This is a genomic window from Streptomyces sp. NPDC014864 (genome assembly GCF_043081525.1).
Classification (GTDB): Bacteria; Actinomycetota; Actinomycetes; order Streptomycetales; family Streptomycetaceae; genus Streptomyces.
On sequence record NZ_JBIBWT010000006.1, the window covers coordinates 289,849 to 313,479 of the forward strand.

At 73.0% G+C, this 23,631-nt stretch carries 19 protein-coding genes and 3 tRNA genes; 11 read left to right on the forward strand and 11 right to left on the reverse strand.

Annotated elements, in window-relative coordinates:
• Window positions 1-59: 59 nt before the first annotated feature.
• The 3 genes from ACF1A5_RS13710 to ACF1A5_RS13720 all read right to left on the reverse strand — a co-directional run bounded on the left by ACF1A5_RS13710 (window position 60) and on the right by ACF1A5_RS13720 (window position 3,375).
• Entirely contained in the window at window positions 60-674 is a 615-nt protein-coding gene (locus ACF1A5_RS13710; protein ID WP_392193015.1) for a class F sortase, read from the reverse strand.
• 109 nt (window positions 675-783) lie between these two features.
• Window positions 784-1,305, reverse strand: a complete 522-nt coding sequence (locus tag ACF1A5_RS13715) for a hypothetical protein (protein ID WP_392193016.1) — start codon at window positions 1,303-1,305, stop codon at window positions 784-786.
• A 426-nt stretch (window positions 1,306-1,731) separates the two neighbouring features.
• Window positions 1,732-3,375 carry a M4 family metallopeptidase gene (locus ACF1A5_RS13720; RefSeq protein ID WP_392193017.1) on the reverse strand — a complete coding sequence of 548 codons (1,644 nt, stop codon included), beginning with the start codon at window positions 3,373-3,375 and terminating at the stop codon, window positions 1,732-1,734.
• 130 nt (window positions 3,376-3,505) lie between these two features.
• Here ACF1A5_RS13720 and ACF1A5_RS13725 point away from each other — a divergent pair, with 130 nt between their 5' ends.
• A complete protein-coding gene (locus tag ACF1A5_RS13725) occupies window positions 3,506-3,919 on the forward strand; it encodes a gamma-glutamylcyclotransferase family protein (protein ID WP_392193018.1) in 414 nt (137 codons plus the stop codon).
• 25 nt (window positions 3,920-3,944) lie between these two features.
• Here the strand turns inward: ACF1A5_RS13725 and ACF1A5_RS13730 are convergent, their stop codons facing one another.
• Both ACF1A5_RS13730 and ACF1A5_RS13735 read right to left on the reverse strand, forming a co-directional pair.
• Window positions 3,945-6,314: a molybdopterin oxidoreductase family protein gene (locus ACF1A5_RS13730; protein ID WP_392193019.1), complete on the reverse strand. Its 2,370-nt coding sequence runs from the start codon at window positions 6,312-6,314 to the stop codon at window positions 3,945-3,947.
• Between the two features lie 103 nt (window positions 6,315-6,417).
• Window positions 6,418-7,113 (reverse strand): vancomycin high temperature exclusion protein, encoded by a 696-nt coding sequence (locus ACF1A5_RS13735; RefSeq protein ID WP_392193020.1) that lies wholly within the window; start codon window positions 7,111-7,113, stop codon window positions 6,418-6,420.
• A 249-nt stretch (window positions 7,114-7,362) separates the two neighbouring features.
• Here ACF1A5_RS13735 and ACF1A5_RS13740 point away from each other — a divergent pair, with 249 nt between their 5' ends.
• From ACF1A5_RS13740 to dnaG, 4 genes are all read left to right on the forward strand, one after another.
• Window positions 7,363-8,265 carry a sirohydrochlorin chelatase gene (locus tag ACF1A5_RS13740; protein ID WP_392193021.1) on the forward strand — a complete coding sequence of 301 codons (903 nt, stop codon included), beginning with the start codon at window positions 7,363-7,365 and terminating at the stop codon, window positions 8,263-8,265.
• Window positions 8,266-8,327: 62 nt separating this feature from the next.
• On the forward strand, window positions 8,328-9,674 hold the full coding sequence (locus ACF1A5_RS13745; RefSeq protein WP_392193022.1) for a deoxyguanosinetriphosphate triphosphohydrolase: 1,347 nt from the start codon (window positions 8,328-8,330) through the stop codon (window positions 9,672-9,674).
• A 154-nt stretch (window positions 9,675-9,828) separates the two neighbouring features.
• Complete coding sequence (locus ACF1A5_RS13750) at window positions 9,829-11,094, forward strand: NAD(P)/FAD-dependent oxidoreductase (protein ID WP_392193023.1); 1,266 nt, start codon at window positions 9,829-9,831, stop codon at window positions 11,092-11,094.
• Between the two features lie 37 nt (window positions 11,095-11,131).
• Window positions 11,132-13,048 (forward strand): DNA primase, encoded by a 1,917-nt coding sequence (gene dnaG, locus ACF1A5_RS13755; RefSeq protein ID WP_392193024.1) that lies wholly within the window; start codon window positions 11,132-11,134, stop codon window positions 13,046-13,048.
• On the opposite strand, the gene ACF1A5_RS13760 is transcribed toward dnaG, so the two are convergent.
• The gene (locus tag ACF1A5_RS13760; protein WP_392193025.1) at window positions 13,019-13,474 is read right to left on the reverse strand and encodes a hypothetical protein; all 456 of its coding nucleotides are present in this window, start codon (window positions 13,472-13,474) and stop codon (window positions 13,019-13,021) included. The two genes, dnaG and ACF1A5_RS13760, sit on opposite strands and share 30 nt — an antisense overlap.
• Before the next feature lie 137 nt (window positions 13,475-13,611).
• On the opposite strand from ACF1A5_RS13760, the gene ACF1A5_RS13765 reads away from it, so the two are divergent.
• Complete coding sequence (locus tag ACF1A5_RS13765) at window positions 13,612-14,931, forward strand: RNA polymerase sigma factor (protein ID WP_392193026.1); 1,320 nt, start codon at window positions 13,612-13,614, stop codon at window positions 14,929-14,931.
• 62 nt (window positions 14,932-14,993) lie between these two features.
• Here the strand turns inward: ACF1A5_RS13765 and ACF1A5_RS13770 are convergent, their stop codons facing one another.
• The 4 genes from ACF1A5_RS13770 to ACF1A5_RS13785 form a co-directional block, all read right to left on the reverse strand.
• On the reverse strand, window positions 14,994-16,922 hold the full coding sequence (locus tag ACF1A5_RS13770) for an ABC transporter ATP-binding protein (protein ID WP_392193027.1): 1,929 nt from the start codon (window positions 16,920-16,922) through the stop codon (window positions 14,994-14,996).
• Window positions 16,922-18,655 carry an ABC transporter ATP-binding protein gene (locus tag ACF1A5_RS13775; protein ID WP_392193028.1) on the reverse strand — a complete coding sequence of 578 codons (1,734 nt, stop codon included), beginning with the start codon at window positions 18,653-18,655 and terminating at the stop codon, window positions 16,922-16,924. The genes ACF1A5_RS13770 and ACF1A5_RS13775 overlap by 1 nt, the downstream gene beginning before the upstream one ends.
• A 244-nt stretch (window positions 18,656-18,899) precedes the next feature.
• Window positions 18,900-20,351, reverse strand: coding sequence for an FGGY family carbohydrate kinase (locus ACF1A5_RS13780; protein WP_392193029.1), 1,452 nt, complete (start codon window positions 20,349-20,351; stop codon window positions 18,900-18,902).
• A gap of 147 nt (window positions 20,352-20,498) precedes the next feature.
• On the reverse strand, window positions 20,499-20,804 hold the full coding sequence (locus tag ACF1A5_RS13785; protein WP_392193030.1) for a YtxH domain-containing protein: 306 nt from the start codon (window positions 20,802-20,804) through the stop codon (window positions 20,499-20,501).
• A gap of 146 nt (window positions 20,805-20,950) precedes the next feature.
• On the opposite strand from ACF1A5_RS13785, the gene ACF1A5_RS13790 reads away from it, so the two are divergent.
• The 3 genes from ACF1A5_RS13790 to ACF1A5_RS13800 all read left to right on the forward strand — a co-directional run bounded on the left by ACF1A5_RS13790 (window position 20,951) and on the right by ACF1A5_RS13800 (window position 21,364).
• Window positions 20,951-21,023, forward strand: a tRNA-Asn gene (locus ACF1A5_RS13790).
• Between the two features lie 5 nt (window positions 21,024-21,028).
• Window positions 21,029-21,101, forward strand: a tRNA-Asn gene (locus tag ACF1A5_RS13795).
• Between the two features lie 189 nt (window positions 21,102-21,290).
• Window positions 21,291-21,364: transfer RNA gene (locus ACF1A5_RS13800), tRNA-Ile, on the forward strand.
• A 131-nt stretch (window positions 21,365-21,495) separates the two neighbouring features.
• Here ACF1A5_RS13800 and ACF1A5_RS13805 read toward each other — a convergent pair.
• On the reverse strand, window positions 21,496-22,197 hold the full coding sequence (locus ACF1A5_RS13805) for an ANTAR domain-containing protein (RefSeq protein ID WP_392193031.1): 702 nt from the start codon (window positions 22,195-22,197) through the stop codon (window positions 21,496-21,498).
• A gap of 332 nt (window positions 22,198-22,529) precedes the next feature.
• Here ACF1A5_RS13805 and ACF1A5_RS13810 point away from each other — a divergent pair, with 332 nt between their 5' ends.
• Together ACF1A5_RS13810 and ACF1A5_RS13815 are read left to right on the forward strand one after the other, a co-directional pair.
• Window positions 22,530-23,339 (forward strand): anti-sigma factor RsbA family regulatory protein, encoded by an 810-nt coding sequence (locus ACF1A5_RS13810; protein ID WP_392193032.1) that lies wholly within the window; start codon window positions 22,530-22,532, stop codon window positions 23,337-23,339.
• Window positions 23,336-23,581, forward strand: coding sequence for an ATP-binding protein (locus ACF1A5_RS13815; protein WP_392193135.1), 246 nt, complete (start codon window positions 23,336-23,338; stop codon window positions 23,579-23,581). Before ACF1A5_RS13810 ends, ACF1A5_RS13815 begins: the two co-directional genes overlap by 4 nt.
• Window positions 23,582-23,631 lie beyond the last annotated feature (50 nt).

Consider the following 23,631-nt stretch of genomic DNA (forward strand, 5'->3'; position numbering starts at 1 on the left):
GGAGATCGGGCTTCGACTGCGGTGGCCGGGGCGGCCGCGGGCCGGTCGGCGGCTCCCGGTCAACTGCTGCCGGTCAGATGGGCGAAGACGACCACGTTGCCCTGGTAGCCGGTGGTCCGCGAGTAGCCGCCGCCACAGGTGATCACCCGCAGCTCGGGGCGCTTCGCGGCGCCGTACACCTTGCCGTCGGGGAAGTTCCTCGCCGCGTAGACCTCGACCGCGTCCACGGTGAAGCGGGCCACGGAGCCGTCCCGCCGGTCCACCTCGATGGCGCTGCCCTTCTTCACGGCGCCGAGGTCGTAGAAGACGGCCGGTCCCTCGGTGTTGTCGACGTGGCCGGCGACGATCGCGGTGCCGGTCTCGCCCGGGGTGGTGCCCGCCTCGTACCAGCCGGCGAGGTTCTTCTGCCCGGCGGGCGGGACGTCGAGGCTGCCGGAGCTGGTGAGGCGCAGGCCCATCAGCGGGGCGTTCACCCGGATCGAGGGGATGCGGATGCGGTCCGGCGGGGACGGCGGCAGCGCGGGGGCCGTGAGCCGTGCCTCACCGGGGTCGGGCAGACCCTCGGCCACGGAGGGCTGGGGCGGGGCGTGCCCGGCGCCGTGCAGCAGCCAGGCGCCGCCGCAGAGGGCGGCCATGGTGACGGTGGCTATGGAGGTGTTGCCTATCCTGCGCATACGCACTCTCTTCCGGACTCGGTGCCCCGCCCCTCCGGGCCACGAGGGGCGTCGGACCCGGAGGGGGAGAGGCGTGCGGTACTGGCGGACGGACAGCGGAGGGCGCCCGTCAGATCCCGTCGCCTCTCGCCCGGCGGTGCAGGAGCCAGGTACCGCCCGCGGCGGCGACGGCGAGAGCCGCCACGCCGGCCGCGGACTGCACGGGGTCGGGGCCCAGCGCGCCGCCGACCCCCGTCTTCACACTTCCTCGGGGCAGCACCTGCCCGCGCACCGCGGTCAGCGTGACCACCAGGTCGCCCCTGACCTCCTTGCCGCCCTCGGCGCACCGCACGACGATCTCGTACGTGCCCTGCTGGGCGCTCTCCGGCACCCGGAACTGGCCGATCGCGTCGCCCTCGTGCGCGCTGGGCGCCAGCGTGAAGGGCCCGGCACCGACCGCGCTGGCGTCGCCCGCCGCGGTGGCCTTCTCGCCGCACGCCTTCGTGTTCACGGTGACCTGACCGCCCGGCACCACCGGGGACGGGTACACCTCCAGGCCGGCGGTGTCCGCGGCGTACGCGGGCGCGGCGAGGCCGCTCGCGGCGGCTACGGCGAGCGCGGCCCCGGTCAGCGGACGGGCGGGTCGTCGCATCGGTGCTCCTTCGAGCTCTGCGGTGGGTCGCGGCCCGCGGCATCTCCGTGTGCCGCCGTGTCGGTCGCGCCCCTGCCCTTCCGAGATAAGCCGCCCCAGGGCAGGCTCGCCTTTCGACAAAGAGTCAGAAAGTAGGATGAATGGGTGTCCATGAGACGGCCCGAGGGGCCGGGCGGAGCAGGTTTGGGCAGGTCACGGCTGTCATGCTGACGGGCCGTCGAAAACATCCCGAAGGGTGCGGGCCACGGGGGTGAACGGGTGACCGGGCCGCCGTCGTGCGCTGGGCCGCCTCCGTGGCGCTCACCCCGATGCCGTACACGCGCCAGAGGCCGGCCCCACCGGGGGCCGGCCTCCTTCGCGCGGGGTGGTGCGTCGTCCGCTCAGGGGCGGTGCGTCGTGCGCACGGGAGCGGTGCGGCGTGCCGGATCAGCCGACGTTGACTGCGCTCCAGGCCGCCGCCACCGCGTTGTACTCCGCGCTGCCGGCGCCGTAGAGGTCCTTCGCCGCGTTGAGCGTCGCGGTGCGCGCGCCCGCGTAGTTCGTGGACGACGTCATGTAGACGGTCAGCGCGCGGTACCAGATCTTGCCCAGCTTGTCCCTGCCGAGGCCGGTGACCGAGGACCCGTTGCAGGTCGGGGAGTCGTAGCTGACGCCGTTGATCGTCTTCGCGCCGCTGCCCTCGGAGAGCAGGTAGGCGAAGTGGTTGGCGACGCCGGAGGAGTAGTGGACGTCGAGGTTGCCCACCGAACTGCTCCAGCAGTCCGCCGAGTTGCCGTCCTTGGACGGCTTGTCCATGAACCGCAGCGCCGCCTTGCCGAAGCCCGAGCGGACGATCTCCTCGCCGATGAGGTAGTCGCCGGGGTCGGAGGAGTTGTTGGCGTACCACTCCACCAGTGTGCCGAAGATGTCCGAGGTGGCCTCGTTCAGGCCGCCGGACTCGCCCGAGTAGGTCAGCGCCGCGGTCTTCGACGTCACGCCGTGCGACATCTCGTGCCCGGCCACGTCCAGGGCCACCAGCGGCCCGAACGTGCTGCCGTCGCCGTCGCCGTACGTCATGCAGAAGCAGCTGTCGTCCCAGAAGGCGTTGTTGTAGTTGCTGCCGTAGTGGACGCGGTTGTACGAGCCCTTGCCGTCGCCCGCGATGCCGTTGCGGCCGTGGACGTTCTTGTAGTAGTCCCAGGTCGCGTTGGTGCCGTACTGCGCGTCCACGGCCGCCGACGCCCGGTCCGCCGTCGTGCCCGTGCCCCAGTGGTTGTCGGCGTCCGTGAAGAGCGTCGCGGGGGCGCGCTGGAAGCAGATGCCGAAGAAGCAGAGGTCGGTCTTGTTCGCGGCGTCACCGGTGTACGTGTTGCCGCGCGTCGGGTCCTTCATCTGGTACGTGGATCCCGACAGGGTGGTCTCCAGCGGCACCGTGCCGCTGTAGAGCCCCTTGCCGTCGCCGGTGGCCGTCTCGATGCTGTCCCAGCTGTCGATCTGCGCGCCGGTGCGCGCGTCGGTCAGCACCGTACGGGCGACCGGGTTGCCGCGGGAGTCCTGCGCGACGGCGTCGGTGCGCCAGGCCAGGCGCGGGGTGCCGTGCAGGGCGTCGACGAGGAGGTGGGGCTTGGCCGTGACCCGGCGCAGCGTCTCGCCGAGGTTGGCGGCGCGCAGCGCGTTCACCGCGAGGTCGGCGGCCTTGGGCGCGCTCACCGTCGGGGTGACGCTCTGGAGGGAGATGGCGCTCCTGGTGGCCCGGTTGGCGCTGCGGTAGGCGCCGTCGGGGGCCAGGTGGACCACGAAGTCACCGCCGAGGACCGGGAGTTGCTTGTACGTCCGGTCGTAGCGGACGTGCTGGGTGCCGTCCTTGTCGACGACCACGTCCCGTACGGTGGTGTCCTGGGCCGCGGTGAGGCCCAGGGAGGTGGCGTGGTCCGCGAGCGCGGAGGCGGCGTTCTGGATCGCGGTGGACCGGGTCGGTCTGCCGTCCGCGTGCGCGGTGGGGGAGAGTGCGGCGGCCAGCAGGGTGGCTGCGGTGGCGGCTATGCCGGCCGTGGCCAGACGGGAACCTCGGGAGTGCCGTGTCCGACTCATCGTTCTCCTTGAGCGCGGGCGCCCTCGGGCGCGTGGGGGTGGCGCTGGTGATGACTGAGATTTAAGGGGCCATGACATGTCATGTCCATAGCGCAGGCGGGGGGATGTGTGAGGGGAGAGAATCGTTTCTGTGACTCTCCCGTTCTTCGTCTACGGCACTCTTCGCCCAGGTGAGACCAACCACGACCGGTTTCTGCGCGGTCGCACCAGCTCCGAGGAACCCGGCAGGCTGACCGGATCCGTTCTCTACGACGGGCCCGGTTATCCGTACGCCGTCGACGAGCCCGGCGGCGTGGTGCACGGCGAGCTCGTCACCGCACGGCCCGGGGACTACCGGGAGTTGCTGGCCGTCCTGGACCGGCTGGAGGAGTACGCGCCCGGCGACGCGCGGAACCTGTACGAACGGGTGGAGCGGGGGGTCGTCCGCGCGCGCGACGGCCTGGTGATGCAGGCCTGGGTGTACGTCGCCGCGCCGCCCGCCGCGGCACGGCTGCGGGCGGGCGGGAGGCGGATCGAGGGTGGCGACTGGCGGATCCGGAGCTGACGGAACCTCAGCTTCCTCCCCTCGTTCAGGACTTCACGGCCTCCACCCGTACCGCGCACACCTTGAACTCCGGCATCCGCGAGGCCGGGTCGAGCGCCGGGTTGGTCAGGGTGTTGGCGCGTCCCTCGCCCGCCCAGTGGAAGGGCATGAACACCGTGTCCGGCCGGATGCCGGTGGTGATCCGGGCGGGGGCCACCGCCCGCCCGCGCCGTGAGACGACCGCGACCGGGTCGCCCTCGGCCGCCCCGAGCCGCGCCGCCAGCCGCGGGTGCAGTTCGACGAACGGGCCGGGCGCGGCGGCGTTCAGCTCGTCCACCCGCCGGGTCTGGGCGCCGGACTGGTACTGGGCCACCACCCGCCCGGTCGTCAAGAGCACCGGGTACTCGTCGTCCGGTTCCTCCGCGGCGGGCCGGTGCGACACGGCCGCGAACCGGGCCCGCCCGTCCTCGGTGGCGAACCGGTCGAGGAACAGCCGGGGGGTGCCGGGGTGGGGCTCCGGCCCGGGGGCGCCGGACGGGGCGCCGGGGGTGCCGGAGCCGGGAATGCCGGTCGAGGCGCCGGACCGGTGGTCGGCGGAAAGGACTTCGAGCGGCGGGGGAGCAACGGAGACGTCGTCGCGCGCCGGGTCGTCCGCGGCGACGTCCAGGCAGGCGTCCTCGCCGTCCGCCGCGGAGGCGGTGGACGTGGTGGACGTCGCGGTGGAGGCGCCGGTGGACGTGGTGGCGGGCACGGCGGCCCCGTCGCCCTCGCCGCCGTTCGCCTCCTCCGTGTGCTCCGCGTCCCCGGCCGGCGCGGGACAGGGCCAGAACACGCCGTTCTCGTCCGCCAGCCTGCGGTAGGTGATCCCGGAGTAGTCGGCCGGGCCGCCCGCGCTGGCCCGGCGCAGCTCCTCGAAGACCTCCTCGGGGTCGGTCGGGAAGCCCTTCTCCACCCCCAGGCGCGCCGCGAGTTCGTGCAGCACCTCCAGGTCGCTGCGAACCCCGTCCGGCGGGGTGAGCGCGCGCCGCCGCAGCAGCACCCGCCCCTCCAGGCTGGTCGTCGTGCCCGTCTCCTCGGCCCACTGCGTGACCGGCAGGACGACGTCCGCGAGGGCCGCCGTCTCGGACAGCACCACGTCGCACACCGCCAGGAAGTCCAGCGACCGCAGCCGCTCCTCCACATGGGCGGCGCGGGGTGCCGAGACCACCGGGTTGGAACCCATCAGCAGCAGCGTGCGGATGTCCGTGCCGAGCGCGTCCAGCAGTTCGTACGCGCTGCGCCCCGGACCCGGCAGCGCGTCCGGGTCCACGCCCCACACCTCGGCCACGTGCCGACGCGCGGCCGGGTCGGTCAGCTTGCGGTAGCCGGGCAACTGGTCGGCCTTCTGGCCGTGTTCGCGCCCGCCCTGCCCGTTGCCCTGCCCGGTCAGGCAGCCGTACCCGGACAGCGGGCGGCCCGCGCGCCCGGTCGCCAGGCACAGGTTGATCCACGCGCCCACGGTGTCGGTGCCCTTGGACTGCTGCTCGGGGCCGCGCGCGGTGAGCACCATCGCGGCCTCCGGCTCGCAGAACAGCCGTACCGCCTCGCGCAGTTGCGGGACCGGCACCCCGGTGATCCGCTCCACGTGCTCCGGCCAGTGCGCCATGGCCGCCGCGCGCGCCTCCTCCCAGCCGGTGGTGCGCTCGCGGATGTACGCCTCGTCGGTGCGGCCCTCGGCGACGATCAGGTGCAGCAGGCCCAGCGCCAGCGCGAGGTCGGTGCCCGGACGGGGGGCCAGATGAAGGTCGGCCTGCTCGGCGGTCCGGGTGCGGCGGGGATCGACGACGACGAGTGTGCCGCCGTTCTCGCGCAGCTCGTTGAAGTACCGCAGCGACGGCGGCATCGTCTCCGCCGGGTTGGAGCCGACCAGGATCACACAGCCCGTCCTCGGGATGTCCTCCAGCGGGAACGGCAGGCCCCGGTCCAGCCCGAACGCCTTCGTCCCGGCGGCCGCCGCCGACGACATGCAGAAGCGGCCGTTGTAGTCGATCTGCGAGGTGCCGAGCACCACCCGGGCGAACTTGCCCAGCGCGTACGCCTTCTCGTTGGTCAGACCGCCCCCGCCGAACACCCCGCAGGCGTCCGGGCCGTGCGCGGTGCGCGCCCGGGAGAGCCCCTCGGCGATCCGGTCCAGGGCCTCCTCCCAGGTCGCGGGCGTGAGCGTGCCGTCGCCGGAGCGCACCAGCGGGGAGGTCAGCCGCACCCGGGAGGAGAGCACCGCCGGCGCCGTACGGCCCTTGCCGCACAACGCCCCCCGGTTGACCGGGAAGTCCGCGCGCTCGGTCACCTCGACGCCGCCGCCGGGGACGGGCGTGAGATTCATCCCGCACTGCAGGGCGCAGTACGGGCAGTGCGTGGGCGTCGCGGAGGTCTGCATGCCGCCCAGCGTGCGTCGGGCGTGTTACGGGCCCGGGCGGCCCGCTGTTACACGGCCGGGACGGTGACCTCCCCGTCCGCCCCCGCCCGCCGTGAGGTGGAGGTCAGCGGCCGTCGGCCAGGGCGCGGGCCACCCCCGGCTCCTTCGGCCCGAGGAACCGCGGATCGGGCTGGAACAGCACGTCCAGGGCCGCCTTGCCCGCCGCGAAGACCTCGCGGGTTCCGCCGTAATACCAGGTCACGTCGTGCTTGTCCTGCACGCCGACGCCCCAGGAGGCGACGCCCGCCGCGTCGCACAGGGCGACGGCCCGGCGGATGTGGAACGCCTGGCTGATCAGCACCGCCCGGCGCACCCCGAAGATCTTCCTGGCGCGCACGCAGGAGTCCCAGGTGTCGAAGCCGGCGTAGTCGGTCACGATCCGGGGGCCGGGGACGCCGTGCCGGGTGAGGTACGCCCGCATGGCGTCCGGTTCGTCGTAGTCGTCGCGGCTGTTGTCGCCGGTGACCAGGACGGCCCTGATCCGGCCCGCGCGGTACAGCTCGGCCGCCGCGTCGAGGCGGTGCGCGAGGTACGGCGACGGCTCGCCGTCCCACAGACCGGCCCCGAACACGACGGCGACCTCGGTGCGCGGCACGTCCGCCGTGGTGCGCAGGCGGTCACCGGTCACCGTGTACATCCAGGTCGCCGGAAGCAGCGCCAGCACGCACCCGGCCACCAGCGCCTGCACCAGGCGCCGCCGCCCGTCCCGCGTGCGCGGCAGACGCGGCAGACGCGGTCGTGGCGGCCTCGGTCGGCGCATCGGACGTCCCCTCCCCGGGCGGCCCGCTCGGGCCTGCCCCGATCATGGAGGACGCGGCGCGCGGCACCCCGGTTCGCTTCCCGCGCACCACCTTCGCAACAGCCCGCGCACGGCGGACACCGACGCCCGTACGCCCCGAAACGTGCCCCGCTCTCCCTCACACTCCCTCGCGCCGCCCGGTGATCCCGTGGAAAACACCTGTCACGGTCACGCAACGGCGGCGCAATCCGCGGCCGGGAGAATCCCTGCATGACGGCGTCGAACCCTTCTCGCGACGAGTCCTTCCAGCGCCCCGGCGGCCCCCCGCCCGGCGGTGTCCACCTCGACAGCACGGCGCAGATCATGAACAGCATCAGCAGTCACCTGGCCGGCCGGCTCAGCCTGGTCGCGCTCGACGGCAGGCGCCGCCCCGGGCCGCCCGCCCTCGTCCTCGTGGCGCACGGCAGCCGCGACCCGCGCGCGTTGACCACCGTGCGGGCCCTCATGGACCGGGTCCGCGAACTGCGCCCCGGGCTGCCCGTGCGTCTCGGCCACATCGAACTGAACGAGCCGCTGCTCCCGGACACCCTCGCGGACCTGGCGGGCGCCCCCGCCGTGCTGGTGCCGCTGCTCCTCAGCCGTGGCCACCACGTCAAGCGGGACATCCCCGAGGCGGCGGCGGCCGCCCCGGCACACGCGAGGGTGGCCGCCCCGCTCGGCCCGCACCCGCTGCTCGTGGAGACCCTGTACGACCGGCTGGTGGAGGCCGGCTGGCGCCCGGGCGCGGGCGGCGCGGCCCGGCGCGCGAGCGGGGTGGTCCTCGCCGCGGCCGGCTCCCGCGACCCCGAGTCCGCGGCCGACACCCGCACCACCGCCCGGCTGCTGGCCGAGCGCCTCGGCGTGCCCGTCGTCGCCGCCTACGCCTCCGCCGCCACGCCCACCGTCCCGGAGGCCCTGCGCGCCCTGGCCGCCCGGGGCCGCCACCGCGTCGCCGTCGCCTCCTGCTTCACCGCCCCCGGCCGCTTCGCCACCCAGTGCGCCGAGGCCGCGCCCGGAATCACCGCCGCCCCGCTCGGCGACCACCCGGCGATGGCCCGCCTGGTCCTGCACCGCTACGACCAGGTCCTCGCCGCGCCCGAGACCACGGCCGGACCGGCGCTCGCCTCGGCCTGAAAGCGCCACGGGAAACGGACGCTGACGTCCCGAATGTCACTGCCTGCGCTTACTGTCGAGGCATGGAAGGCATCGCTCCCGGGGCACCGCGGACGTACGAGACGGAATCACGGACCTACGAGAACCACGTACCGCCCGTCGGTTACGAGGCGTCGGCCGTCGAGCGCTGGGCCGTCGAGCCCGACAAGCGGCCCGGCCGCACCGCCTTCCAGCGCGACCGCGCGCGCGTGCTGCACTCCGCCGCCTTGCGACGCCTCGCGGGCAAGACGCAGGTGGTCACCCCGGGGACGCGCAGCCAGGTCTGGGACGCCAGCCCCCGCACCCGGCTCACCCATTCGCTGGAGTGCGCCCAGGTCGGCCGCGAGCTGGGCGCCGCCCTCGGCTGCGACCCCGACCTGGTGGAGGCGGCCTGCCTCTCCCACGACCTGGGCCACCCGCCCTTCGGGCACAACGGCGAACAGGCGCTCAACGAGTTCGCGCGCGACTGCGGCGGCTTCGAGGGCAACGCCCAGTCGCTGCGGCTGCTCACCCGCATCGAACCCAAGCGGTTCGTCCGCGACCCGGAGACCGACGGCCTCGTCAGCGTCGGCCTCAACCTCACCCGGGCCACCCTCGACGCCGCCACCAAGTACCCCTGGCCGCGCGGCGCCCACCCCACCGACCCGGCGTCCGGCAAGTTCGGCGTCTACGAGGACGACCGGCCCGTCTTCGACTGGATCCGCAAGGAGGCCCCCGGCACGCGCACGTGCTTCGAGGCCCAGGTCATGGACTGGTCGGACGACGTGGCGTACTCGGTGCACGACGTGGAGGACGGCCTGCACGCCGGCCACATCGACCCCAACTGCCTGCACGCCGAGCCCGAGCGGCAGGCGGTCTTCGAGGTCGCCGTCGGACGGTACGTGCCCGCGGACACCGACACCGAGGAACTCGCGGAGGCCCTGGACCGCCTCCTGGACCAGGAGTGGTGGCCGCACGGCTACGACGGCTCGGCCGTCGCCCAGGCCCGCCTGAAGGACGCGACCAGCCAGCTCATCGGCCGCTTCTGCCTGGCCGCCGAGGGCGCCACCCGGGAGGAGTACGGCAGCGGCCGCCTGACGCGGTACGGCGCCGAGCTCGTCGTCCCGCGCGCCGCCCGCATGGAGTGCGCCGTCCTCAAGGCGGTCGCCGACCGGTACGTGATGCAGCGCGCCGAGCAGGAGCGGCTCCGCGCCGACCAGCGGATCGTGGTCGCCGAGCTGGCCGAGGCCCTCACCGCCCGCGCCCCCGACGGCCTCGACCCGCAGTTCCGCGCCCTGTTCGACCAGGCGGGCGACGACCGTGCCCGCAAGCGCGTCGTCGTCGACCAGATCGCCTCCCTCACCGACGCCTCGGCCCGTTCGCTTCACGCCCGTCTGACGGGGCACATATGACACGGGCGAGGGCCCCGCAGGTGCGCACGGGACCCAGGTGATCCAAGGGGCCCGAAGGTGACCCTCCGTGGCCTGATCGGGTCACTCCCTCTTCCCGCATCACGCTCCGTGCGGGACGCTCGCAGATGGCGGCACCGTTACGAGGAGGCATCAAGTGGTCGACGCGGATCAGACATTCGTCATCGTCGGAGGTGGTCTCGCCGGCGCGAAGGCGGCCGAGACCCTCCGCGCGGAGGGCTTCAGCGGCCGCGTGATCCTCATCTGCGACGAGCGCGACCACCCCTACGAGCGGCCCCCGCTGTCCAAGGGCTACCTGCTCGGCAAGGACGAGCGCGACAGCGTCTTCGTCCACGAGCCCGCCTGGTACGCGCGCAACGACGTCGAGCTGCACCTCGGCCAGACGGTCGTGGCGATCGACCGCGCCGCGAAGACCGTCCACTACGGCGACGACGGCACCCATGTCCGCTACGACAAGCTGCTGCTGGCCACCGGCGCCGAGCCGCGCCGCCTGGACATCCCCGGCACCGGCCTCGCGGGCGTCCACCACCTGCGCCGCCTCGCCCACGCCGAGCGCCTCAAGGGCGTCCTGGCCCACCTCGGACGGGACAACGGCCACCTGGTCATCGCGGGCGCCGGCTGGATCGGCCTGGAGGTCGCCGCGGCGGCCCGCGAGTACGGCGCCGAGGTCACCGTCGTCGAGCCGTCCGCCACGCCCCTGCACGCCGTGCTCGGCCCCGAGCTCGGGCAGCTCTTCGCCGAGCTGCACCGTGAGCGCGGCGTCCGCTTCCACTTCGGCGCCCGGCTCACCGAGATCGTCGGGCAGGACGGCATGGTGCTGGCCGCCCGCACCGACGACGGTGAGGAGCACCCCTGCCACGACGTGCTCGCCGCGATCGGCGCCGCGCCCCGCGTCTCGCTCGCCGAGGCCGCGGGCCTGGAGATCGCCGGCCGCGAGCATGGCGGCGGCATCGTCGTCGACGAGCGGCTGCGCACCTCCGACCCGGACATCCACGCCGCCGGGGACGTCGCCGCCTTCCCGCACGCCCTCTTCGACACCCGGCTGCGCGTCGAGCACTGGGCCAACGCGCTCAACGGCGGACCGGCCGCGGCCCGCGCGATGCTCGGCAAGGACGTCACCTACGACCGCGTGCCCTACTTCTTCTCCGACCAGTACGACCTGGGCATGGAGTACTCCGGCTGGGCGCCCCCGGGGTCGTACGACGAGGTGGTGATCCGCGGGGACGCCGGGAAGCGCGAGTTCATCGCGTTCTGGGCGAAGCAGGGCCGGGTCCTCGCCGGGATGAACGTGAATGTGTGGGACGTCACAGAGACCGTGCAGCGGCTGATCCGTGCCAAGGCGCCCGTGGACACCGAGGCGCTCGCCGACCCGCGCGTACCGCTGGAGAGCCTGGTCCCGTAGCGCGGGGAGTGTCCGTCCCGCCCCGTAGAATTCACGCGTGGCAGGACGGATCAACGACGAGGACGTGAAGGCGGTACGGGACGCGGTCCCGATCGACGCCGTGGTGTCCGAGTACCTCCAGCTGCGGAACGCGGGCGGCGGCAACCTGAAGGGCCTGTGCCCGTTCCACGACGAGAAGTCCCCGTCCTTCCAGGTCAGCCCGAGCAAGGGGCTCTTCCACTGCTTCGGCTGCCAGGAGGGCGGCGACACCATCACGTTCGTGATGAAGATCGATCACCTCTCCTTCTCGGAGGCGGTCGAGCGCCTGGCCGGCCAGGCCGGCATCACCCTGCGCTACGAGGAGGGCGGGTACAACCCCTCCCACCAGCGCGGCGAGCGCATCCGCCTGGTAGAGGCGCACAAACTGGCCGCCGAGTGGTACGCCGAGCAGCTCGCCGCCGGCGCCGAGGCCGAGACCGGCCGGGTCTTCCTCGCCGAGCGCGGGTTCGACCAGGCCGCCGCCCAGCACTTCTGCGTCGGCTACAGCCCGCAGGGCTGGGACCACCTCACCCGCTTCCTGCGCGGCAAGGGCTTCACCGACAAGGAGCTCCTGCTCTCCGGCCTGTCCCAGGAGGGCCGCCGCGGCCCGATCGACCGCTTCCGCGGCCGTCTGATGTGGCCGATCCGCGACATCGGCGGCGAGGTGGTGGGCTTCGGCGCCCGCAAGCTCTACGAGGCCGACAGCGGCCCGAAGTACCTCAACACCCCCGAGACCGCGATCTACCGCAAGTCCCAGGTCCTCTACGGCATCGACCTGGCCAAGAAGGACATCGCCAAGTCCAGCCGCGCCGTCGTCGTCGAGGGCTACACCGACGTCATGGCCTGCCACCTCGCCGGGGTGACCACCGCGATCGCGACCTGCGGCACGGCCTTCGGCGGTGACCACATCAAGATCCTGCGCCGGCTGCTGATGGACAACGGCTCGGCTCGCGTGATCTTCACCTTCGACGGGGACGCGGCCGGCCAGAAGGCCGCCCTGCGCGCCTTCGAGGACGACCAGAAGTTCGCCGCCGAGACCTACATCGCGATCGCCCCGGACGGCATGGACCCCTGCGAACTGCGTCTGGCCAAGGGCGACGAGGCGGTCGCCGACCTGGTCGAACCGCGCACCCCCCTGTTCGAGTTCGCGCTGCGCCAGATGGTGGCGCGCTACGACCTCGACACCCCCGCGGGCCGCGCGGCCGCGCTGGACGAGGCGGCGCCGATCGTGGCGCGGATCAAGAACAGCGGCGCGCAGCACGAGGTCGCGGTGCAGCTCGCCGGGCTGCTCGGCATCCTCGACACCCAGTTCGTGGTCAAGCGGGTGGCGCAGCTGGCCCGTTGGGCGCGCGACGGCGGCCGGGGCCAGGCGCCGGACCGCCAGCAGCAGCGCTCCCCGCAGCGGTACGCGGCCGCCGCGTCCCCGGCCCGCGGTCCCGCCCTGCACCTGCGCAACCCCGTGCACGCCACCGAGCGCGAGTTGCTGAAGCTCGCCCTCCAGCGCCCCGAACTGGTCTCCCCGGCCTTCGACGCGTACGGCGTCGACGAGTTCACCGCCCCGCCCTACGCCGCCGTACGCCAGGCCGTCCTGGACGCGGGCGGCGCGGAGTACGGCGTCCAGGACCCCCAGGAGTACCTGGTGCGGGTCCGGGAGCTGGCCCCCGACGACAGCGTCCGCGCGATGGTCACGGAGCTGGCCGTCGAGGCGATCATGATGCCCAGGGGAGCCAAGGGGGCGGACGAGGTCTACGCGGGCGCCCAACTGGTCACCGTGCGCCGCCGCGCGGTGGAGCGCCGCGTCCGCGACATCCAGTCCCGGCTCACCCGTCTGGGCGCCGGCGGCGACCCGGCCGAACTGGCCGCCGTGCAGAACGAGTTGTGGGTGCTCCAGCAGTACGACCAGGCGCTAAGGGTGCACGGCACCGACGCCCTGTGACCCGCCCTCGAAGGTCGGGGCGACGGCACGGACCAGCCGGTCGACGAACATCTGCTCGTCGTCCCGGTGCTGCGGGTACTCCGCCACGAAGTGGTTCCACTTCACATGGTGCTCGAAGTACTGTGCCCCGCCCCACGGTTCGGCCGGTACCTCCGGCGCCCACGGCGCCGACTCCGTCTTCACCCGCACCGGCGCGAACCCGTCCGCCCGCAGTCGCGCCGCGGTGCTCTCGGCCTGCGTCCTGGCCGCGTCGTGGCTCCTCGCGCCCGTCAGGGTCAGCATGGGCTGCGATCGCATCCGTCCTCGGGCCAGTTCGATGAGGGTGAGCTTCAGGCCGGCCGCGGCCGCCCAGCCGGTGAGCCGCTCGGAGTCGGCGGGGCTGTCGCAACGGACCGTCACATGGCTTTCGTACAAGGATGCGGACACCCGGGGATATTGCCAGATCAGTACGCGCGGGGGCATCCGGGTTTGCCGTCACCGTAATCGCGCGGTCACGGGCCGATCGCAAAAAGTCACCGCACGCCCCTCGTGGCAGTGATGTGTCGTACCCCACACTGGGTCCGGTGCCTGAGTCCTCGGAGCGCGGCCGATCCGTCCCCCACGGGTCCTACACCCCCGCGGTTCCACTCATCGCGTACGGGACGGACAGCGGCGTGGCCGCCGACTCCGCCCCCCGAGTACCGCTGCCGCTCCCCCTGGCAGCGATCATCCTGGAGGTCGCCCCCGTGCAGACCCAGACCCTCGCCCAGACCGATGTCGCCGGCGGCCTCGCGGTCGCCGCCGTACCCCCGCAGGACCGGGTCACGCTCCGCCTGGAGGCGGAGCCGGACGGCCCGGCCGCGGATCCCGCCGGACCCGGGGAACCGCCCGCCGGCGCGCTGGAGGAACCGCCCGCCGAAGCCCTGGAGGACGCCGGGGCCGCCGGGCCGGCCGAGCCCGCCGTACCGGCCCCGACCCGCACCGAGACCGGCGGCCCCTCCTCGGACCTCTTCCGCCAGTACCTGCGCGAGATCGGCCGGATCCCGCTGCTCACCGCGGCCGAGGAGGTCGAACTGGCCCGCCGGGTGGAGGCCGGGCTGTTCGCCGAGGAGAAGCTGGGCAGCACTCCGGACCTGGACAGCCGGCTCGCGCTCGACCTGGACCGGCTCGTGGTGCTGGGACGGATGGCCAAGCGCCGTCTGATCGAGGCGAACCTGCGGCTCGTCGTCTCCGTCGCCAAGCGGTACATCGGCCGCGGGCTGACCATGCTCGACCTGGTGCAGGAGGGCAACCTGGGCCTGATCCGGGCGGTGGAGAAGTTCGACTACGCCCGCGGCTACAAGTTCTCCACCTACGCCACCTGGTGGATCCGCCAGGCGATGTCCCGCGCCCTCGCCGACCAGGCCCGCACCATCCGCGTCCCGGTCCACGTCGTCGAACTCATCAACCGTGTCGTCCGCGTCCAGCGCCGGATGCTCCAGGAGCGGGGCTACGAGCCCACCCCCGAGGAGGTCGCCGGCCACCTCGACCTCCCGCCCGAGCGGGTCAGAGAGGTGCTGCGGCTGGCCCAGGAGCCGGTCTCCCTGCACGCTCCGGTCGGCGAGGAGGACGATGTCGCCCTCGGCGACCTCATCGAGGACGGCGACGCCGCCTCCCCCGTGGAGTCGGCCGCGTTCCTGCTGCTCCGGGAGCACCTGGAGGCCGTCCTGTCGACGCTCGGGGAGCGGGAGCGGAAGGTGGTCCAGCTCCGCTACGGCCTCGTCGACGGCCGTCCGCGCACCCTGGAGGAGATAGGGCGCATCTTCGGCGTGACGCGGGAGCGGATCCGCCAGATCGAGTCCAAGACCCTCAGCAAGCTGCGCGACCACGCCTTCGCCGACCAGCTCCGCGGCTACCTGGACTGACCGGAGGGCCGCTCACCCCGGGCGAGCGGCCCCCCATGACGGCGTACGGCCGGACAGGCCCCCTAGTCGACCTCGGCGACCGCCTGCGCGAACTGGGCCTTGTACAGCCGTGCGTAGGCCCCGTCGGCGGCCAGCAGTTCGTCGTGCGCGCCCTGTTCGACGATGGACCCGTTCTCCATGACGAGGATCGTGTCCGCGTCCCGGATCGTGGAGAGCCGGTGCGCGATGACGAACGACGTCCTGCCGTGCTGGAGTTTGGCCATCGCCTTCTGGATGAGCACCTCGGTACGGGTGTCGACGGAACTGGTCGCCTCGTCGAGGACCAGGATCACCGGGTCGGACAGGAACGCCCGCGCGATGGTGATGAGCTGCTTCTCGCCCGCGCTCACCCCGGAGCCCTCGTCGTCGATCACGGTGTCGTAGCCGTCGGGCAGGGTGCGGACGAACCGGTCCGCGTGCGCGGCCCGCGCCGCCTCCTCGATCTCCCCGCGGGTGACCTCGCGGGAGGCGCCGTAGGCGATGTTCTCCGCGATCGTGCCGCCGAACAGCCAGGTGTCCTGGAGCACCATGCCGATCGCGGAGCGCAGTTCGTCCCGGGACATCCGCGCGACGTCGACGCCGTCGAGGGTGATGCGCCCGCCGGACACCTCGTAGAACCGCATGAGCAGGTTGACCAGGGTGGTCTTGCCCGCGCCGGTGGGGCCGACGATCGCGACGGTGTGGCCGGGCTCCGCCTTCAGGGACAGGTCCTCGATCAGCGGCTTGTCGGGGTCGTAGCGGAAGGAGACGTGTTCCAGCGCGACCCGTCCGCGCAGTTCCTCCGGCCGCGTGGCCGGCACCGGATCCGCCTCCTGCTCCTCCGCGTCCAGGAGTTCGAAGATCCGCTCGGCCGAGGCGACGCCCGACTGCACCAGGTTGGCCATCGAGGCGACCTGCGTCAGCGGCATCGAGAACTGCCGCGAGTACTGGATGAAGGCCTGCACGTCACCGATGGACAGGGCGCCCGAGGCGACCCGCAGCCCGCCGACGACCGCGACCAGCACGTAGTTCAGGTTCGACACGAACATCATCAGCGGCTGCATGATCCCGCTGTTGAACTGCGCCCGGAACCCGGCCTCGTACAGCGCCTCGTTCTGCTCGGCGAACTGCCGCGCCGACTCCTCCTGCCGCCCGAACACCTTCACCAGGGTGTGCCCGGTGTACATCTCCTCGATATGGGCGTTGAGCTTGCCGGTGGAGCGCCACTGCTGCACGAACTGCGGCTGCGACCGCTTGCCGATGCGGGTGGCGACGACGAACGACAGCGGCACCGTCACCAGGGCGACCAGCGCGAGCAGCCAGGAGACGTAGAACATCATCACGAGCACGCCGATGATGGTCAGCAGCGAGTTGATGAGCTGCCCCATCGACTGCTGGAGCGTCTGCCCGATGTTGTCGATGTCGTTGGTGGCCCGGCTGAGCACCTCGCCGCGCTGCCGCTTGTCGAAGTACGACAGCGGCAGCCGCGACAGCTTCGCCTGGACGTCCTCGCGCATCCGGAACATGGTCCGGTTGACCGACCGGTTCACCAGCCGGGTCGCCACCGCCATCAGCAGGCCGGCGAGGAGGAACGTGCCGAGCGCGAGCAGCAGCACGTTCCCCACGGCGCCGAAGTCGATGCCCTTGCCGGGGGTGAAGTCCGTGCCCTTCAGCATGTCGGCGATGTCGCCCTGGCCCCGCTGCCGCATGGAGTCGAGGACCTGCTCCTTGGTCGGCCCGGACGGCATCCGCCGTCCGACGATCCCCCCGAAGACCAGGTCGGTCGCCCGGCCGAGGATCTTCGGGCCGATCACGCTCAGGGTGACGCTGAGGACCACGCACAGGATCAGCCCGTAGATCGTGACCCGTTCGGGTCGGAACCGGGCGATGAGCCGTGCGCCCGACTTCCTGAAGTCCATCGAGCGGTTGTCGGGGCCGCCCCCGGCCATCATCCGCCCCATCGGCCCGGCCATCAGGCAGCCTCCGCTTCCGTCAGCTGGGAGAGGACGATCTCCCGGTAGGTCTCGTTGTCCGCCATCAGTTCGTGGTGGCGGCCGGTGCCGACGACCCGCCCCTCGTCCAGGACGACGATCCGGTCGGCGTCCCGGATGGTGGCCACACGCTGGGCGACGATGACGACGGTCGCCTCCGCCGTCTCCTCGGCCAGGGCCGCCCGCAGCGCCGCGTCGGTGGCGTAGTCGAGGGCGGAGAAGGAGTCGTCGAAGAGGTAGATCTCCGGGCGCTGCACCAGGGTGCGGGCGATGGCCAGACGCTGGCGCTGGCCGCCGGAGACGTTGGTGCCGCCCTGCGCGATCGGCGCGTCGAGGCCGCCCTCCAGCGCGGTCACGAAGTCCTTGGCCTGCGCCACCTCCAGCGCGTGCCACAGTTCCTCGTCCGTGGCGCCCGGATTGCCGTAGCGCAGGTTGGTCGCCACGGTGCCGGCGAACAGGTACGGCTTCTGCGGCACCAGCCCCACCGTCCGGGCCAGCAGTTCGGGATCGACGGTCCGCACGTCCACCCCGTCGACGAGGACCTCGCCCTCGGTGGCGTCGAACAGGCGGGGCACCAGCCCCAGCAGCGTGGACTTGCCGCTGCCGGTCGAGCCGATGACGGCCGTCGTCTCGCCGGGCCGGGCCACCAGTTCGACGGCGCGCAGCACGGGCTCCTCGGCCCCCGGATAGCGGAAGCCGCCCGCGCGGATCTCCAGATGGCCGTGCCGGCGCAGTTCGGTGACCGGCGCGAGCGGCGGCACCACGCTGGACTCGGTGCCGAGGACCTCCTGGACGCGCTCGGCGCACACCTCCGCGCGCGGCACCATCATGAACATGAAGGTCGCCATCATCACGGACATCACGATCTGCATCAGATAGGCGAGGAACGCCGTCAGGTCGCCGATCTGCATCCCGCCGCTGTCGATGCGGTGCGCGCCGAACCACACCACGGCGATGGACGACAGGTTCACCACCGTCATGACGATCGGGAACATCAGCGCGAGCAGCCGCCCGGTGGCCAGCGACATGTCGGTCAGGTCGGTGTTGGCCCGGCGGAAGCGGTCCTTCTCGTAGTCGTCGCGGACGAAGGCGCGGATCACCCGGTTGCCGGTGATCTGCTCGCGCAGCACCCGGTTCACCGTGTCCAGGCGCACCTGCATGGAGCGGAACAGCGGGCGCAGCCGGCGCACGATCAGGGTGACGCAGACGCCGAGCACGGGAACGACCGCGACCAGCACGGCGGACAGCGGTACGTCCAGGCCGAGCGCCATCACGATGCCGCCCACGCACATGATGGGCGCCGACACCATCAGGGTGAACGTCATCAGCGCCAGCATCTGCACCTGCTGGACGTCGTTGGTGGTCCGGGTGATGAGGGAGGGCGCGCCGAAGTGGCCGACCTCGCGCGCGGAGAAGGACTGCACCCGGTCGAAGACGGCGGCGCGCACGTCGCGGCCGAGCGCCGCCGCGGTCCGGGCGCCGTAGTAGACGGCACCGATGTTGCAGACGACCTGCGCCAGCGAGATGCCGATCATCAGGGCGCCGTACGTGAGGATGTAACCGGTGTCGCCCTTCACGACGCCCTCGTCGATGATGTGGGCGTTCAGGGTGGGCAGGTAGAGGGTGGCGCAGGTCTGCACGAACTGCAGCAGCACCAGTACGGCGATGGGTTTTCGGTACGGCCTGAGATAGGTCCGCAGAAGTCGTATGAGCACGCTGGGTCTCTCGGAGTCGGCGGTGGGGAGTGGTCGATGTCCCCTGGCCCCTATCGTCGGACACTCCACCCGTGTTACCTCAACCGATTAACCCGACAGCGGGCCAACGACCGACGGCCCGTCAGCCGTCGGTCCTAGGTCCCCGGTTTCCCGGTCTGCCCCTGAACGGGTGACCGTCGCGGAGGGAAACGTCCCCGTACGGGTGACCGTCCCGCCCGGCCCGAGACCCCGGGCCGCCCCGGTTTCACGACCGGAGCGCGCCGGGGTGGGTCTGCTCGCGCACCGACACGTACTGCTGGCGCACCGCCTGGCCCACCGCCAGGTCGTCGCCGGGCTCCAGGACCTGGGCGACCGCGCCCTGCCAGGCCGGCGGGGTGCGCGGGTCGAGGGCGCCCTGGGAGACGCCGAGCGCCCAGGCGGCCTGCCGGGCGGCGCCGATCGCGGCGTAGTCCGCGGGCTGCGGCACCACGACCTGCGTCCCGAACAGCGAGGGCGCCGCCGCCTGCACGGCGGACAGCTCGGCGGCCGGCCCGAGCAGGAAGATCCGGCGCACCTCCACGCCCCGGCCGCGCAGCACGTCGAGCGCGTCCGCGAGCCCGCACAACATGCCCTCGAAGGCGGCCCGCGCCAGGTGCTCCGGCTTCATGGACTCCCGTCTCAGGCCCGCCAGTGTGCCGGCCGTGTGCGGCAGGTTCGGCGTGCGCTCGCCCTCCAGATAGGGGAGCAGGACGAGCCCGTGGGACCCCGGGGTGGACTTCATCGCCAGGTCGGACAGGCTCTCCAGGTCGGGCAGGCCGAGCAGTTCGGCGGTGCCGCGCAGGGTCCGTACGGCGTTGAGCGTGGTGACGACCGGCAGGTGCATACCGGTGGCGTCGGCGAGCGAGGTGATCATTCCGCTCTGGTCGACGAGCGCCTCGGGATGCACGGCCATCACCGACCCGGAGGCGCCGAGCGACACCACCGCGTCGCCGAGACCCAGCCCGAGCCCGAAGGCTGCGGCCATCGTCTCCCCGGTCCCGGCCGAGATCAGCAGGCCCTCCGGGGTCGTGCCGGCCGCCTCGGCGGGCCCGATCACCTCGGGCAGCGAGACCTGCTGACCGAGCGCCAGCTCGACCAGGTCGGCCCGGTAGGCGCCGGTCGCCGCGGACCAGTAGCCGGTCCCGGACGCACCACCGCGGTCCGTGGTCCGGCGGGCCGGCCGCCCGAGCAGCTGCCACACCAGCCAGTCGTGCGCCTGCAGCAGGCCGGCGATGCGCCGGGCGGCGTCGGGCTCGTTCCTGGCGAGCCAGCGCAGCTTGGTCACCGGCTGCGCGGCCTGCGGCACCGACCCCACCGCCCGCGCCCACGCCTCGCGCCCGCCGAGCGCGTCGATCAGGTCGGCGGCGGCCACCTGGGCCCGCCGGTCGCCGCCGACCAGCGCGGGCCGCACGGTGTTGCCCTGCGCGTCCAGCGGGATCAGCGCGTTCTGCTGCGCGGACACGCCGATGGCCTGCACGCTCTCCAGCAGTCCGCCGCCGGCCGCCTCGCCGAGCGACAGCAGCCACGCCTGCGGATCGACGTCGGCGGGCCGTCCGCCCTCGGGATTCTCCACCGGATGCGGCGCATAGCCCTGCCTGAGCACGGCCCCCGAGTCCGTGTCGCAGACCACGATGCGAGTGAAATCGGGCGAACTGTCCAGCCCGGCGACTATCCCCATGGCTAAAATTCTGCCGCACCGCGAGGGGTGACCGTGCCGGGTCGGTGCCGCAGGGAGCGTCGGGGTGCGGAGCGCGCCTGTGACGTACGTCTCGACGGGCCGCCCCCGTGTGCCGGGAGCGGCCCGTCGGTCGAGGCGTCGTGGGCGCTACGTGTCGCTGGTGCCCCAGTCGTCGGGGCGGTTGCCGTTGGTGTGGCGCCCGCGCAGGGAGTGCACGCGCTGGGTCACCGACTCGGGCATGTGGTCGCCGACCTTCTCGCTCACCGCGTGGTACGCCTTGCCCGCGAACTGACGGCCCTGTTGTGCCGCCGACTCCGCGGTATTGCGCACCGCCGGGTTCTGCGCGACCTGGCGGGCGGACTTCTTCAGCTGCTCGTAGCGCTCACGTCCGGCCCTCGTGCCCAGCACGTAACCCAGAGCGAGCCCGGTGATGAACGTGAGCCGGTAACGCATGGCGGCCACCCTTCCCTTGCGTCGTGGTCCAAGCCCGGGGATACCGATTGGCGGAGCACCCCCCTGCTTGCGCTAATGTATGTGTCGCAGCGAGCGCCCGCCCTCTGGCGAATACCCAGGTAGGTGCGTTCGATGCAACGAGGCATTCCTCCGTAGCTCAATTGGCAGAGCAGCCGGCTGTTAACCGGCAGGTTACTGGTTCGAGTCCAGTCGGGGGAGCTCGGTCCTCCGTAGCTCAATTGGCAGAGCAGCCGGCTGTTAACCGGCAGGTTACTGGTTCGAGTCCAGTCGGGGGAGCATGTCGAACGAGGGCCCTTCGGGGTCCTTTTTCATGTCGTCCTCATGCCCGCGGGAACCGCCGGACCCACGGTGAAGTCCTCAAGGTCATGAGGGGCCGCAGGAAGCCGACCATGGCGAAGCAGGAGATCGTATGAGCGGCTATGCTGCGGCAGACGGCGCGCACACATGTACGCGACGCGCCGTTACGGGGCGGTAGCTCAGCCGGTTAGAGCAGCGGACTCATAATCCGTCGGCCGTGGGTTCGAGTCCCACCCGCCCCACCGCACGCTACGCGTGCAGAAGCGTTTCTAGCTGCGGCGACGCAGAAGCGGGGGACGCCACTCCGCGAGGCGTCCCCCATTCACCCGATGTGATGGCCCCGCCTTCGGCGGACGGGTGAACCGCCCGCACATCAGAGTCGGCGGGACTCGATCGCCACCCGCAGCGCCGTACGGATCTCCTCCGGCGGCGGGGGAGCGTCCGGCTGGGTGCCCGTGGTGATCATCGCGGCCACCGCGCGCAGCTTGGTGTTGGACCGTTGGGAGACCTCCCGCAGGATGTCCCAGGCCTGGCGGGACGTGCAGCCGTGGGCGGCCATCAGGATGCCCCGCGCCTGGTCGATCACCGGGCGGGTGGTGAGGGCCTCGCGCAACTGGTCGAGCTCCTGGCGCAGCAGCAGGAGCTGCTCCGTCCGCTCCGCGGCCACCATGGAGGAGACCGGGGGCGTGGACCGCGGCCGGGCCGGGCGTTCCGCGGGGTTCAGCGGGTCGGTGGTGTCCAGCCCGGCCAGTTCGAGGATCCGGCGGGGCTGGCCGGTCCAGCCGGTGGCCGTCACCGGGACCGCGTGCCGGCGGCCGTACGCGTCGAGGGTGTCCAGGAACTGCAGCGCAGCGGTGTCCATGAAGGTCACCCGGGCCATGTCCAGGTCGATCCGGGGCGAACCCGGCGACACCCCGGCCAGCGCTCTGCTCAGGATGCCCGCGCAGCCGTGGACCAGCTCCCCGCGCGGGGTGAGCACGGCCCTGCCGTCCGCCTCTCTGCGGACGTCGATGACCAGGGTGTCGACCAGGATGTGCGTCCGCCGCGTGAGCGGTCGTGATGCCGTTGAGGCCATGTCCCCGCCTTGTCGTCTCCCCGACCGTCCTCCTCGGGCGTCCTCGTGACGCCGCGTCCCCCGCCGCCGCCGGACGGCGACGCATCTGTGCCCGTGCCCCTTTCCGGGGGGACTAATCGTCAGGAGGAGGACGCGATTCCGGACCGCGTGCCGCGTCCCCGGCCCGCGACTACGAGGACTCAAGAGGACGCAAGAGGACGCAAGAGGACGGGCGGGGACGCGCGGGGAGGGGCGATCCTCACCACAGCGGACCCGCGGGACCCGCGCGTCCCCGGCGACGCGCGCATACTGGGTCGCACCGCCAGGTGTCCAGGAACAGCTAGGGAGACGGCGTGGACATCCCGGACCCCGCTCGCCGTCCACCGCCCCCCGCCGGCGCGGACGCCGCGGACGTACTGCCCGGATCCGACGGAGACCGGGCCGGCGGCGCCGTGACCGGCGCCCCGACCGCCACCGCCCGCGCCGGCGCCTTCGTCCACCCCGCGCTGTTCTACCGCAGCGAGCGGGAGTACCTCGACGGGACGGTGCCCTTCGTGCGGGCCGGGCTGGAGTCCGGCGAGCCGGTGGCGGTGGCCGTGCCCGGCGAGCGGCTGCGGCTGATCGAGGCGGAGCTGGGCGCGGACGCGGCCGGGGTACGGCTGCTGGACATGCGGGAGGCCGGACGCAACCCCGGCCGGATCCTCCCCGGGGTGCTGCACGCCTTCGCCGACGCCCAGCGCCCCGGACGCCGGGTGCGGATCATCGGGGAGCCGGTCTGGGCCGGGCGCACGCCCGACGAGTATCCGGCCTGCGCCCAGCACGAGGCGCTGATCAACCTGGCGTTCCGGGGCCGCGAGGCGACCATCCTGTGCCCGTACGACGCCGTGCGCCTCGACGAGCCGGCCCTCGCCGACGCCCACGCCACCCACCCCGTCGTGATCCCGGCCGGCACCGATGAGTGGCGGGAGAGCGCCGCCTACGCCCCCGAACAGGTCGTCGCGCGGCGCAACGAGCCCCCTGCCGCCCGCGCCGGACGCTCCCGTCCTCGACTTCGCCGCTCCGACGCTGCCGCTGGCCCGGCACGTCGCCACCGCCGGGGGAGCGCGGCCACGGTCTCGCGGGCACCCGGCTGGCGGACCTGGCCCTGGTCGTCGCCGAGCTGACCACCAACAGCGTGGTCCACGGCGGGGGTTCGGGGGAACTGCGGGTGTGGGCGGAGGGCGGACGGGTGCTGTGCGAGGTGCGGGACCGCGGCCGCCTGACCGACCCGCTGGCCGGCCGCCGACCCGCCTCCCGCGACCAGCGCGGCGGTCGCGGCCTGCTGCCGGTCAACCTCGTCGCCGACCTGGTCCGCGTCCACACCGGCGAGACGGGCACCACGGTCCGCTGCTGGTTCGGCGGCTGACCGGGCCCGGCCCGCCCGCGCGCGTCGCACGGCGACGGCCCTACGGGCGA